Annotated in this window: 8 protein-coding genes; 5 read left to right on the top strand and 3 right to left on the bottom strand. The window is 69.8% G+C overall.

Annotation, left to right across the window (positions count from 1 at the left end; all coding sequences use genetic code 11):
• Positions 1-226 precede the first annotated feature (226 nt).
• Positions 227-1,144: a cysteine synthase A gene (cysK, locus tag ACGHC0_RS21885; protein ID WP_368352938.1), complete on the bottom strand. Its 918-nt coding sequence runs from the start codon at positions 1,142-1,144 to the stop codon at positions 227-229.
• A 279-nt stretch (positions 1,145-1,423) separates the two neighbouring features.
• On the opposite strand from cysK, the gene ACGHC0_RS21880 reads away from it, so the two are divergent.
• Positions 1,424-3,730, top strand: coding sequence for a glycoside hydrolase family 98 domain-containing protein (locus ACGHC0_RS21880; RefSeq protein WP_415266758.1), 2,307 nt, complete (start codon positions 1,424-1,426; stop codon positions 3,728-3,730).
• Positions 3,731-3,807: 77 nt separating this feature from the next.
• Entirely contained in the window at positions 3,808-4,605 is a 798-nt protein-coding gene (locus ACGHC0_RS21875; protein ID WP_415266757.1) for a Crp/Fnr family transcriptional regulator, read from the top strand.
• Here the strand turns inward: ACGHC0_RS21875 and ACGHC0_RS21870 are convergent.
• Positions 4,583-6,202 (bottom strand): methyl-accepting chemotaxis protein, encoded by a 1,620-nt coding sequence (locus ACGHC0_RS21870; protein ID WP_415266756.1) that lies wholly within the window; start codon positions 6,200-6,202, stop codon positions 4,583-4,585. The genes ACGHC0_RS21875 and ACGHC0_RS21870 overlap by 23 nt on opposite strands.
• A gap of 291 nt (positions 6,203-6,493) precedes the next feature.
• On the opposite strand from ACGHC0_RS21870, the gene ACGHC0_RS21865 reads away from it, so the two are divergent.
• The 3 genes from ACGHC0_RS21865 to ACGHC0_RS21855 are packed head-to-tail and all read left to right on the top strand — an operon-like array spanning position 6,494 to position 10,495.
• Entirely contained in the window at positions 6,494-7,120 is a 627-nt protein-coding gene (locus ACGHC0_RS21865; RefSeq protein WP_415266755.1) for a methylamine utilization protein, read from the top strand.
• Positions 7,117-9,462, top strand: coding sequence for a putative bifunctional diguanylate cyclase/phosphodiesterase (locus ACGHC0_RS21860; protein WP_415266754.1), 2,346 nt, complete (start codon positions 7,117-7,119; stop codon positions 9,460-9,462). Before ACGHC0_RS21865 ends, ACGHC0_RS21860 begins: the two co-directional genes overlap by 4 nt.
• A 4-nt stretch (positions 9,463-9,466) precedes the next feature.
• Positions 9,467-10,495, top strand: a complete 1,029-nt coding sequence (locus ACGHC0_RS21855; RefSeq protein ID WP_415266753.1) for a pseudouridine synthase — start codon at positions 9,467-9,469, stop codon at positions 10,493-10,495.
• Here the strand turns inward: ACGHC0_RS21855 and ACGHC0_RS21850 are convergent, their stop codons facing one another.
• Positions 10,496-13,027 carry a PAS domain-containing protein gene (locus ACGHC0_RS21850; protein WP_415266752.1) on the bottom strand — a complete coding sequence of 844 codons (2,532 nt, stop codon included), beginning with the start codon at positions 13,025-13,027 and terminating at the stop codon, positions 10,496-10,498.
• Positions 13,028-13,029: the final 2 nt, after the last annotated feature.

The following is a 13,029-nucleotide window of genomic DNA, read 5'->3' as shown; positions in this document are numbered from 1 at the left end:
GACCCCCGCACGGCCGTGCTGTAGGACTGCGGGCCGACCGCGTGTGCAGTCCTGGGACGGCCCCGGAGTACCCCCACGGCCTCACCCATCAGAAGGCCGCGGAGCAGGCCATGCCAGCAGACGCCGTGGAACGGGCTCCGCCCGGCCACCGGCGTCGTCACCCTTCCCGCCGTGCGCAGCACGGCGAGAGAAGGGGGAAGGCGCGAAGCGCCTCAGGGGGATGTACTCACGCCGGCAGGAAGCCCTCGACCGACAGGTAGCGCTCGCCCGTGTCGTAGTTGAAGCCCAGCACCCGCGCGCCCTGCGGCAGCTCGGGCAGCTTCTGGGCGATGGCCGCGAGCGTGGCGCCGGAGGAGATCCCCACGAGCAGGCCTTCCTCGCGGGCGGCGCGGCGGGCGTATTCGCGGGCCGGCTCGGCATCCACCTGGATCACGCCGTCCAGCAGGCTGGTGTCCAGGTTCTTCGGCACGAAGCCCGCGCCGATGCCCTGGATCGGGTGGGGCGCCGGCTGGCCGCCGGAGATCACCGGCGAGGCCACGGGCTCCACGGCGAACACCTTGAGCTGGGGGAATTTCGGCTTGAGCACGCGCGCCACGCCCGTGATGTGGCCACCGGTGCCCACGCCCGTGATGAGCGCATCGATGCCTTCGGGGAAGTCGGCCAGGATCTCCTGCGCCGTGGTGCGCACGTGCACGTCGATGTTGGCAGGGTTCTCGAACTGCTGGGGCACCCAGGCGCCGGGCGTCTGCGCTGCCAGCTCCTGCGCGCGGGCGATGGCGCCCTTCATGCCCTTTTCGCGCGGGGTGAGGTCGAATTGCGCACCGTAGGCGAGCATGAGGCGGCGGCGCTCGATGCTCATGCTCTCGGGCATCACCAGGATGAGGCGGTAGCCCTTCACCGCGGCGACCAGCGCCAGGCCGATGCCGGTGTTGCCCGAGGTGGGTTCGATGATGGTGCCGCCGGGTGGAAGCGCGCCGGAGCGCTCGGCGTCCTCGACCATGGCCAGCGCGATGCGGTCCTTGATGGAGCCGCCCGGGTTGCTGCGTTCGGACTTGACCCAGACATTCGTCCCCGCCCCGAAGAGCCGGTTGATGCGCACGTGCGGCGTGCTGCCGATGGACTGCAGGATGTTGTCGATCTTCATGGCGTCTCCACGGTGGAAAAAGGTTCCTGAGGAACGGGAACGGGCCATTGTGGACCACTCCAACGACACGGGCTGCATATGGATATGCCGCTGTTTCCATACTCCACGCGCCCCTGTCGGATTCAAAATTTAATTTATGAAAGAAATTAGAAAGGATTAGAAATGTTCATCGATTCGCGGTGGATGGGCGAGTGGCCGCGCGGATATTCTTCGTGCCGATCTGCAGGAATTCCGTCTTGCAGAAAACGCGGGTCTCCGCCATACAGAAATACACCAACCATGCGGAAAATCGTTTCCTGGCGCTCCTGCGCCCGCCCGTCCCTCCTGCTCGCCGCCGTGCTCACGGCCTGCGGCGGGAGCGGGGGCGAATCCCCCGCCACGCCTGCGGTTGCGGCCGTTGCCAGGTCCGAGGCATCCGGGCCGGCCACCACCGCAGGGGGATCGCTGCGGCGCCCCGTATCGCCGCAGCAACCGATGTTCCTGGTACACGTGGACACCTGGAATTCGGCCGATCCCCAGAAGATCATCGACCTCATCCCGCAGGACATCCGCCCTTACACGGTGCTGGTGCTGTCGCTGTCCATCCTTCACGACGACAAGACGTCCACGCCCGGCCAGTGCCGCTGGCGGCAGGTGGAGAACGGCATCGAGACGGCCCGCTCCTGGATCAAGGTGGCAGCCGACAACCGGATGTGGGCCATGGTCCAGCCGTCCAGCGGCGGGTTCACCCACTTCCCGGACTATGACGGGAGCACCGACCTGGAATCGACCGTCTATGGCGAGTTCTTCCGGGACTATCCGAACTTCCTCGGCTTCAACTACGCCGAACAGTTCTGGGGTTTCGACGAGACCTGCTCCCCGTCGGCGGACAAGCGCTGGGAGCACTGGGCCAATCTGCTCAGGCTCACGAACAAATACGGCGGCTACCTCGACGTCAGCTTCACCGGGGGCTTCTGGGGCGCGGCGCTCAATCCGCTGGCCATGGCCAAGCGCAGCCCGGTGCTGGAAAACGCGCTCAGGACGTATGCGAAGAATTTCATCATCGAGGAGAAGTTCACCGCCAACTACGGCTTCCACGACAACGAAAGCGTGAGCCTGGGCATGTACCTCTCCGGCTATGCCGGCAACTACGGCATCCGCACGGACCGCACGGGCTGGTACAACGCCGACGGCTCCAATGCCTACCCGGTGCCCGCGGGCGCGCCCCACCTCGTCGAGCATCTGGCGCTGACCGGGCAGACCGTGTTCGACGGACCCGAGCTGATCATGCTCGACATGGTCAGGAACCTGCCCAACGGGCAGACCGCCGACGGCTACTCCACGCGGCGCTGGGATTTCCACCCCCAGTTCCGGAACATCCACCTCGACATCTACCGCAAGATCCTCGACGGAACGCTGCGCATTCCCAGCCGCAAGGAAGTCATCGACCGCACGCGGATCGCCATCGTCAACGACGTGTCCTCGGGCAGCGACCGGGCCCTCTACTCCACGCCGGAAACGCTTTTCTCCGGGCTGTACGCGATGGATGGCGACGGCACTTACCTGAACCAGCACAGCTGGACCAAGAAGACAGGCCGGTATCCTGCCATTCCCACGGTCTGGCGGCTGACGGACGACCTGGCGCAATCGTTCCAGACCACGGTGAAGAAGTCGGAGTACGCGAGCCGCTGGCCCGGCCCCGCGGCCAGGCAGGCCGAATTCGACGCGCTGTTCCCGCAGGAAACCACGGGCGACATCTATGCCGGCCGCCTCGAGAACACCTGGGTGACCTACAACCCCTACCGCACCAGCCAGGCGGCCAGCGGCAGCATTCCCTTCAAGTACAACACCTGCGCCGGCCTGGACGTGACCTACCCGCCCTTCACGACCGGCGTGGTGAAGGAGTACCCGGACAAGGTCTCCATCTACCTCACGAACTACGACCCGGAGAATGCCGCGCTGAAGAAGAGCCGGATCGTGTTCCGGGGCGCCGCCTCGCAGCCGGCCTTCTCCTTCCAGGACCGCGGCGACCATGTGGCGAGCCAGGTGGCAGGCACCTGGGCGGACGGCGTGCTCACGCTGGACGTGGCGCACAACGGGGCGCTGGACCTGACGGTGAACTGCTCGGGGCCTGCCGGCGGCCGGCTCGCGGGCTACACGGAGGCCGGCATCCAGGTGCCCGATGCTCCTCCCGTCTATGCCGGCGCGCACCAGTACGAGGCCGAGCATTTCGATTTCCGCAACATCGCCCGCATGGTCGCCAACGGGGTGAGCGAGTCGGTCCGCAACTACCAGGGGCTGGGCTACGTGAACTTCGGCACCGGCAGCGCCGCGAGCCTGCGCGGCCGCGTCCAGGTGCCTGCCGCCGGCCGCTACCAGCTGCTGGCCCGCTACGCGGTGGCGGGTGCCGACGTGGGAACGATCGACGTGTACGTGAACGGCGTGCGCGTCGCCTCACCCGTCTTCGCGCAGACTCCCTCGGTCAGCGATTGGGCGGTACAGGCGTTGCCGGTGGACCTGCAGGCCGGGGCGAACACGGTGGAGTTCCGGGCGCGGGCCACGGCGCCGGCTTCCGTGTATTTCGACAACGTCGTCCTGCGGCAGTGACGGCCGGGGCCGGCGCTGCCCGGTCTCGTGGTTTCCCCTGAACCATCCTGGCCCGCGTTTCCACCATCCTCGGGCGCATGTCCGAAGAACTCTCGCTCCACCAGCGCCGCCGGCGGCCCACGCCGGCCGAGTTGCAGGGGATTCCCTGGCTTGCCGCCCTCGCACCCGACGAGCGCGACCGGGCGATGGACGCGCTGGTGGTGGGCGATGCCCAGGTCGGCGACTTCGTCTGCCGGCGCGGCCGGCCCGTCACCTACTGGTTCGGCGTGGTGGAGGGCCTGCTCAAGATGAGCACCGACAACGCCCAGGGGCAGACCATGACGTTCGCGGGCGTGCCGCCCGGCGGCTGGTTCGGCGAAGGCACGGCCGTGAAGCGCGAGCCCTACCGCTACGACATCCAGGCGCTGCGCCGCAGCGTGGTGGCCGGACTGCCGATCGACACCTTCCACTGGCTGCTGGACCACTCCCTGGGCTTCAACCGCTTCGTGATGCAGCAGCTCAACGAGCGGCTGGGCCAGTTCATCGCCGCGCGGGAGATCGAGCGCCTGGGCAGCCCGGACGCGCGCGTGGCGCGGGGGTTGGCGGCGCTCTTCAACCCGCTGCTCTATCCCGGCGTGGGCCACGTGCTGCGCATCACGCAGCAGGAGCTGGGCTACCTGGTGGGGTTGTCGCGCCAGCGCGTGAACGAGGCGCTGGCCGCGCTGCAGGCGCAGGGGGCCATCCGGGTCGAATACGGCGGGCTGCGGGTGCTGAACCTTCCCGCGCTGCGCGACAGCGTTTTCGGTGCCGGCGAGCCGCTGGCCTCGCACCCGCGGACCAGGGGGCGGCGGGGCGGCGCGGCCCGACGGGCGGTCAGCCCGTCAGCGCGGGCGTGAGTGGAGCGGCGCCCGAGGCGTCGCGCTGCAGGCGGAAGGCACCCACCATCTCGGTCAGGCGGCCTGCCTGCTCGCGCAGGCTGCCGGCCGCCGCGCTGCTCTCTTCCACCAGCGCGGCGTTCTGCTGGGTCATGTTCTCCAGGGCGCTCACGGACTGGCTCACCTGGCCGATGCGGTCGCTCTGTTCGTGGGCCGAGGTGGTGATCTCTCCCATGATGGACGACACCTTCTGCACGGATTGCACGAGCTCCCCGATGGTGGAGCCCGCCTGGGCGACGAGGCTGGAGCCTTCCTGCACCTGCCCGGAGCTGGCGAGGATCAGCGTCTTGATCTCGCGGGCGGCTTCGGCGCTGCGTCCCGCCAGGGCCCGCACCTCGCCTGCCACCACGGCGAAGCCCCGTCCCTGCTCGCCCGCGCGGGCGGCCTCCACCGCGGCGTTGAGCGCCAGGATGTTGGTCTGGAAGGCGATGCCGTCGATCACGCCGATGATGTCCGAAATCTTGCGGGAGCTGGAGCTGATGACGTCCATGGTGCGCACGACCTGGGAGACCACCTCGCCGCTGCGCGTGGCGACCTGGGCGGCCGAGGCCGTCATCTGGTTGGCCTGCCGGGCGGCTTCGGCGCCCTGGTGGACGGTCTGGGTCAGGTCTTCCAGGGCGGAGGCGGCCTCCTGCAGGTTGCTGGAGGTCTGTTCCGTGCGGTGGCTCAGGTCCAGGTTGCCGGAGGCGACCTCGGAACTGGCCTGGAGGATGGAGTCGGCGGTGGTGCCGATGTGCCCCACCAGGGCACGCAGTTGCTCCTGCATCGCCGCGATCGCGTCCAGCAGGCGGCCGGTCTCGTCGTGGATGCGGACTTCCACGCGGGAGGTGAGGTCCCCGCGCGCGATGCGTTCGGCCACCACGACGGCGCGTCCGATGGGCTGGGTGATGGTGGCCGTGGTGCGCCAGGCGATGAACAGGCCCAGGGCGATGGCGATGGCCACCAGCGCGCCGCCGGTCAGGCGCGAACGGGTCTGGGTCTGCTGCGCATCGGCAGCGGCATCGGCGTTCAGTGTGTTCTGCAGTTCCACCAGCTGCGCCAGCTTGTCGCGCCATGCCGCCTCGGGCGGCGCCACGCGGGTCATGAGGCCGAGCGTGGCGCTGACCGTGTCGCCGTCGGTGACCAGCTTCACGGCGCCTTCGATTTCGGGACGGGTCTTGCGGGACTGCGCCTGGATGTCCGCCATCAACTGGCGCTCCTCGGGCGTCGCGCCGCCGGATTCCAGCAGTGCCGCGAGTTCGGCCTCCTGCTTGGCATACCGCTGCAGGGTTTCGGCCGCCTTGCGGGCCTGGTCCTCGGCGTTGCGGGGATCGATGTCGCCCAGCATGGCGGCCGAGCGGGCATGGATGCCCGTGGCGCTCACGGTCTGCAGCATGCCGTTGGCCAGCCGTGCCTTGGCCGCGCCCGGGCCGGTGATCTGCTGCATCTGCCCGGTCATGGCCGACATGGAGAAATGGCCGAGGACCGCCACGGCCACCAGCAGGGCCAGCATGCATCCGAAGCCGAGGAACAGCCGGCGCGAAATCGAGAGGGAGCGAAGGAATGTGACGGCCTGCATAGTGTGTTTCCGGTAGCCTGGTCCGATGTCAGGGGTTCATTGCAAGATGAGTGCCAGTAGAAAACCTGGTGTTGTTACAAATACGGGGCGCAGGTCTTGCACTTTCGCTGGCATGCTCCGCATGCGGAAGCCATGTCTGGCGAAACCATTGGATCATTCCATGAACAGCCTGAACCATCGTTTTACGCTATTTTTTTAATAGCTTGCTTTTGCATGGGACCCATCGTGCCAGAGTCTGTAATACCCAGGTTCGGCTCGATATCTTTGTTACATATGCCCGCTGGAGGTGACATGGTGAAAACAGGTGTGATGCGCTCGGCGTGGACATCCACCCTGCTGCTGGCGCTGTTCGCCGGCACCGCGGCGCGGGCCGCACTGGTGCAGGTTCTGGTCCAGGATGGCGCGGGCAAGCCGCTGCAGGGCGCCGTCGCTTTCCTGGATTCGGTGCAGGCGCGGCGCCAGGCGAAGCCGCTGCTGTCCGCCGAGGTCGCCCAGGAAAAGCGGACCTTCGTGCCCGACGTGCTCGTGGTCACGGCCGGCACCCAGGTGCAGTTCCCGAACCACGACACGGTGCGTCACCACGTCTATTCCTTCTCCCCGGCCAAGAAGTTCGAGATCAAGCTCTATTCCGGCACGCCCGCCAATCCCGTGCTGTTCGACCAGCCGGGCGTGGTGGTGCTGGGCTGCAACATCCACGACCAGATGGTGGGCTGGATCCTGGTGGTGGAAACGCCGTACTACGGACGCTCCGATGCGTCGGGCGCGGTGCGCCTGGACAAGGTGCCGCCGGGCGAGTACACGCTGCGCGTTTGGCACCCGGGGCTGCCGGTGGGGGCTCCCGCCCTGGCCCAGCCGCTCGCCGTCGCCGAGCCGGGCGGGGCGCCGGTGTCCGTGCGGCTGGCAGGGGCCGTGCAGTGACCTGGCGCGCGTTCGGCCGGAGCCTGATGTTCCGGCTCGCCGGGGTGTCGCTGCTCCTGCTCCTGCTGGTGCAGGCGGCCGGGTTTCTGGTGGTGCGCGCGTCCATAGAGAGCAATGCCCGGGCGCAGATCGCGGTGGGGCTGGATGCGGACGAGCGGGTCTGGCGGCGACTCATCGAACAGAACGCGGAGCGGCTGCAGCAGGCCTCGGCGCTGCTGGCGGCTGATTACGGCTTCCGTTCGGCCGTCAACTCCGGCGATGCCGAAACCATCGCGTCGGTGCTGAGCAACCACGGCAGTCGCATCGGCGCGGCGGTCGCGGCCCTGCTGGATACGGAAATGCAGCTGGTGGTGTCGTCCGCCTCGGACGCCTCCAGCGATTCCCGCTCCGTGCTGCTCGGCGTGCTGCCTCTGCTGGCGCAGCATCCGGGCCGCAGCCAGATCGCGATCGTCGGCGGCGTGCCCCACCAGTTCGTGATGGTCCCCATGCGCGCGCCCCTGCTGATCGGCTGGGTGCTGATGGGGTTCCCGGTCGGGCAGGCGCTCGCCGCCGAAATGCACCAATTGCAGTCGATCGAGGTGGCCATCGTGGTGCGCGGCCCCGACGGCCGGCGGTCGGTGCCCGTGAGCACCCTGCCGGAAGACGACCGGCAGCGGCTCGGCGGGCTGGCAGGAAGTGGCGAAGTGGAAACGGATGCCGGACCGTTGCTGATTCGCCGGGTGCCCCTCGAGAGCGTCAACGGCGAGACCCAGGTCCTGCTGATGCGTTCCCTGGACGGCGTGCTGGCGCCCTACCGCAACCTGCAGGTGCTGCTCGGCGCCCTCACGCTCGCGGGCGTGGCGCTGTTCGCAGTCGGCTTCGCGCTCATGGCGCGGCGCGTGGCCGCTCCCCTGCGGGCAGTGACGGAGGCCACCCAGCGCATCTCGCGCGGCAACTATGCCGAGCCCATCGAGCACACGCACCGCAAGGACGAGATCGGCCGCCTGGCGCGCTCTTTCGACCGCATGCGGCTGGGCATCGCGGCGCAGCAGGACGAGATCCGCCAGCTTGCCGACACCGACCGGCTCACCGGCGTGCCGAACCGGGAGCGGTTCCGCCGGCTGCTGATGGAGGCCATGGAGCATGGGGGACGCTCCGGGGAGCCGCTGTCGGTGATCGCCCTGGACCTCGACCGGTTCCAGCAGGTCAACGACGTGCTGGGCTATGCGCTGGGCGACCGGCTGCTGCAGGCGGTGGTGGCGCGCATCGCGGCCCACCTGCGCGCGGAGCGGGAGCTCGTGGCGCGGCTCGGGGGCAACGAGTTCGCCGTGCTGCTGCCCGGCGCCGACGAGGCAGCGGCCCGCGATACGGCGCAGCGCATCACGCGGGCGTTCGAATCGCCCTTGGTGTTCGACGACCAGATGGTGGACCTGAGCGCGGGCATCGGCATCGCCTGCTGGCCGGGGCCGGCGAATGACGCCGACACGCTGCTCAGCCACGCGGAGATCGCGATGTACGCGGCCAAGCGGCGCCTGCATGGCGCGCAGATCTACGACCCGTCGATGGAATCCTCCAGCGCCGCGGCGCTGTCGCTGCTGTCCGAGCTGCGCCATGCGGTGGAAGCCGGCGAACTGCGGCTTTACCTGCAGCCCAAGCTCCGGCTGGACGGCCAGGCCGGCTGCGGGGCCGAGGCGCTCGTGCGCTGGCAGCATCCCGTGCGCGGCCTCGTGCCGCCCATGCAATTCATCCCCTTCGCCGAACAGACCGGATTCGTGCGGCAGCTCACGCTCTGGATCTTCGAGCAGGCCGCGCGCTACCTCGCGCAGCCGGAGGTGGGCGGCCTCGGGCTGCGCATCTCGGTGAACCTGTCCACGCGCGACCTCATGGACACGGACCTGAGCACCCGCCTGGGCGCGCTCATGGCACGGCACGGCGTGGAAGCGGGGGGGTTCTGCCTGGAGATCACCGAAAGCGCCATCATGGACGACCCCGGCCGGGCCGAGGCCATGCTGAACCGGCTGTCCGCGCAGGGCTTCAAGCTGTCCATCGACGACTTCGGCACCGGCTACTCCTCGCTGGCCTACCTCAAGCGCCTGCCGGTGGACGAACTGAAGATCGACAAGTCCTTCGTCATGGGCATGGCGGCGGATGCCGGCGATGCGCAGATCGTGCGCTCCACCATCGACCTGGCGCACAACCTGGGGCTCTCCGTCGTGGCCGAGGGCGTGGAGTCCGCCGCGATCCTGGAGCAACTGCGCGGGCTGCGCTGCGACGAAGCCCAGGGCTACCACATCGGCCGGCCGATGCCCGCGGACGACTTCCTCGCCTGGCACGCGGCTGCTGCCGCTGCCGCGCGAAAATAGCGCCATGTCCGATTCCGCCCCCCGCCGCCGCCTGTCGCTCCCGCCCAGCGGCCCGCGCGCCAGCCAGCCCGACGAACCCGCTCCCCGTCCCGCGCCGCCCCGCGCGGGCGGCCCCCGGCCCGCGGGCCGCTTCACCCTGCGCGCCCCCGAGGCCGGCGCAGCCGCTGCACGCAACGCTCCGGCAGAACGAGGCGCGCAGGCGCCCTCGCGCCCCGGCCCCGCGCGCGCGCCCTCCCCCATGGCTGCGCCCGCCGGGGCACACCGCGGTGACGCGCCGGCCGGCACCTCGCGCCTGAACAAGCGGATGGCCGAGCTGGGCCTGTGCTCGCGCCGCGAGGCGGACGACTGGATCGCCAGCGGCTGGGTGCGCGTGAACGGCCAGGTGGCCGCCATGGGGCTGCAGGTCGCGCCCACGGACCGCATCGAGGTGGACCCCGCCGCCCGCGGTCAGCAGGAGCGGCAGGTGACCATCCTGCTGCACAAGCCCATGGGCTATGTCAGCGGGCAGGCCGAGGACGGCCACACGCCTGCCGTGGCGCTCATCAACCCGCGCACCCACTGGCGCGAGGATCCGAGCCGCCAGCGCTTCTCGCCACCGCAGCTGCGCGGCCTCGCGCCCTGCGGCCGGCTGGACATCGATTCCGTCGGGCTCCTGGTGCTCACGCAGGATGGCCGCGTGGCGCGGCACCTGATCGGCGAAGACTCCGAAGTGGAGAAGGAGTACCTCGTGCGCGTGCACTACGGCGACATCGCGACGGACGTGCAATCCGTCTTTCCGGCCGGGCAGCTGGCGCGCCTCTGCCATGGCCTGTCGCTGGACGGCCAGGCGCTCAAGCCCGCGAAGGTGGAGTGGCAGAACCCCGAGCAGCTGCGCTTCGTGCTGCAGGAGGGCAAGAAGCGCCAGATCCGCCGCATGTGCGAACTGGTGGGCCTGAAGGTGGTGGGCCTCAAGCGCATCCGCATCGGCCGCGTGGTGCTGGGCAACCTGCCCGTGGGGCAATGGCGCTACCTGGGGCCGAACGAGCGGTTCTGATCAGCCGCCGCCGGGCTGGATGCCGGCATCGGGCGCGTCCAGCGCCTCGCGCACCCGCAACGCCAGGTCTTCCAGGGTGTAGGGCTTGCCGAGCAGGTGCACGCCTGCGTCCAGCACGCCGTTGTGCACCACGGCGTTGCGCGTGTAGCCGGTGGTGAACAGCACCTTCAGCCCCGGGCGGCGGCGCAGTGCTTCCTCGGCCAGCCTGCGGCCGTTCATGTCGGGCATCACGACATCGGTGAACAGCAGGTCGATCTCCGGGTGCGCGTCGATCAGCTTCAGCGCCGCGGCGGCGCCGTCGGCCTCCAGCACGCGGTAGCCGAGTTCGCCCAGCGCCTCCACGGAGAACTGCCGCACGGCTGCCTCGTCCTCCACGACCAGCACCACCTCCTGCGCGTCCCCCAGGGGCAGCGGCGGCGGGGCGGCGGGGCCGGCCTCTTCCTGGCAGGACGCCAGCAGGCGCGGCAGGTACACCTTGACGGTGGTGCCTTCGCCGACCTCGGAATAGATCTTCACGTGCCCGTCGGACTGCTTGATGAAGCCATACACCTGGCTCAGCCCCAGGCCCGTGCCCCTGCCCACCTCCTTGGTGGTGAAGAACGGGTCGAAGGCCTTGGCGATCACCTCCGGCGGCATGCCCGTGCCGGTGTCGCTCACGGCGATCAGCACATACTGCCCCGGTGCCACGCCCAGGTGCTCCGCGGCGTAGCGGTCGTCCAGGTGGGCATTGGCGGTTTCGATGGTCAGCCGCCCGCCGCCGGCCAGCTCGCCCATGGCGTCGCGGCCGTTGACGGCGAGGTTCAGGATCACGCTCTCGAGCTGGTTGCGGTCGGCATGGATGCGCCACAGTCCGCCGGCGAGCACCGTCTCCAGCCGGATCGCGCCGCCCAGCGCATGGCGCAGCATGTCGGACATGCCGGCGACGAGCTGGTTGGCGTCCAGCGGCACCGGGCTGAGCGGCTGCCGGCGCGAGAAGGCCAGCAACCGCTGCGTGAGCTGCGCCGCGCGCCGGGCACCGCCGCGGGCCGCGTCGATGTGGCGCTTGGCGCGTGGCTCGCCCGCGGCAAAGCGGCGGTCCAGCAGTTCCAGCGAGCCCAGCACCACCGCCAGCATGTTGTTGAAGTCGTGCGCGATGCCGCCGGTGAGCTGGCCCACAGCCTCCATCTTCTGCGCCTGGCGCAGCGCCTCCTCCGTCTTCAGGCGCTCGGCCACCTCCAGCGCCACGCGCTGTTCGAGTGCGTCGTTCAGGTCGCGCAGCGCGCGCTCGGCGCGATGGCGCTGTGTCACGTCCTGGAACAGCACGGCCACCTGGCGGCGCTCGGCCGGCTCCACGCGGAAGGCGGACAGCTCCAGGTAGCGGCCGGTCTTGACCAGTTCGCGCTCGAAGCGCACCGGCTCGCCCGTGAGCAGGACCTTGCGGTAGATCTCCACCCAGGCATCGGCTTCCTGGGGCACCATGTCGCGCACGCGCTGGCCGACCACGTCGGCGATGCCGGCGTTAGCCTGGTAGGCCGGGTTGGCCGAGACGTGCACGTAATCGCTGAGCGGCCCATGGGGGCCGTCGAGGAACTCGATCACGCAAAAGCCCTCGTCCATGGTCTCGAACAGCGTGCGCAACTGCAGCTCGCTTTCGCGCAGCGCCTTTTCGGCGGCCTTGCGGGCCGTGAGGTCGGTGGCGGTGCCGAACCACTCCGTCACCTCGCCCTGCGCGCCGAACAGCGGCATGGCGCGCGAGAGTGTCCAGCCGATGCTGCCGTCCACGCGGAACACGCGGTGCTCCAGCTCCAGCAGACTGCGCGTCGCAATGGCCTGCGCGATGGCCGCGCGCACCCGCGGCTGGTCCTCTGCAGGCACGTACTGCTCGACCCAGGAGCGCGTGGGCTCCGTGGTGTCGGCCACGAAGCCCTGGCCGTTGATCTCCAGCAGGCGGCTCCAGTCGGCGCTCATGCGGTAGACCGCATTGGCGGTGGCCAGCGTGAGGGCCCGCAGCCGCGATTCGCTGTCGGCCAGCCGGCGCTGCGCCAGTATCTTGCCGGTGGTTTCCGCGACCGCGCAGAGGATGCCCTGCACGCGCCCGTCGTCGTCGCGCAGGGGCGTGTAGGAGAAGCTGAACCAGGCAGGTTCGGCATGGCCGCGGCGGTTGACGACCAGCGGCAGGTCCTCGCGGTAGAGGGCTTCGCCCGAAAGGGTCGCGGCCACCAGCGCGCTCACGTCCGGCCAGACCTCGGCCCATACCGCATCCAGCGCCGAGCCCATGGCCCAGGGGTGCTTGTTGCCCAGCATCTCGGCATAGGGTGCGTTGTAGACCATGCCCAGGCGCGGCCCCCATGCCAGCCACGTCGGCGCCAGGGAGTCGAGCACCAGCGATGCCGCCGCGCGCAGCGGCCGCGGCCATTCGCCGGGATGCCCGAGGGACGAGGCCGCCCAGTCGCAGCCGCGCAGCATTGCATGTGCGGGCGTGCCGTCGGGCAGGAAGTGGGGCGCACCGGCGGACGCCGTGCCATGGTCATCGCGGGTCGCGGATGCGTTCATGT

It is taken from the genome of Acidovorax sacchari (assembly GCF_042847045.1).
GTDB lineage: Bacteria > Pseudomonadota > Gammaproteobacteria > Burkholderiales > Burkholderiaceae_C > Paracidovorax > Paracidovorax sacchari.
The sequence above is the reverse complement of the archived record's forward strand: the minus strand, read 5'-3'. Positions and strand labels throughout refer to the sequence as shown.

Coding starts and splice junctions, on each gene's coding strand:
- ACGHC0_RS21880 (WP_415266758.1), top strand. CDS start 1,424: ATGCGGAAAATCGTTTCCTGGCGCTCCTGCGCCCGCCCGTCCCTCCTG.
- ACGHC0_RS21855 (WP_415266753.1), top strand. CDS start 9,467: ATGTCCGATTCCGCCCCCCGCCGCCGCCTGTCGCTCCCGCCCAGCGGC.
- ACGHC0_RS21870 (WP_415266756.1), bottom strand. CDS start 6,202: ATGCAGGCCGTCACATTCCTTCGCTCCCTCTCGATTTCGCGCCGGCTG.
- ACGHC0_RS21865 (WP_415266755.1), top strand. CDS start 6,494: ATGGTGAAAACAGGTGTGATGCGCTCGGCGTGGACATCCACCCTGCTG.
- cysK (WP_368352938.1), bottom strand. CDS start 1,144: ATGAAGATCGACAACATCCTGCAGTCCATCGGCAGCACGCCGCACGTG.
- ACGHC0_RS21850 (WP_415266752.1), bottom strand. CDS start 13,027: ATGAACGCATCCGCGACCCGCGATGACCATGGCACGGCGTCCGCCGGT.
- ACGHC0_RS21875 (WP_415266757.1), top strand. CDS start 3,808: ATGTCCGAAGAACTCTCGCTCCACCAGCGCCGCCGGCGGCCCACGCCG.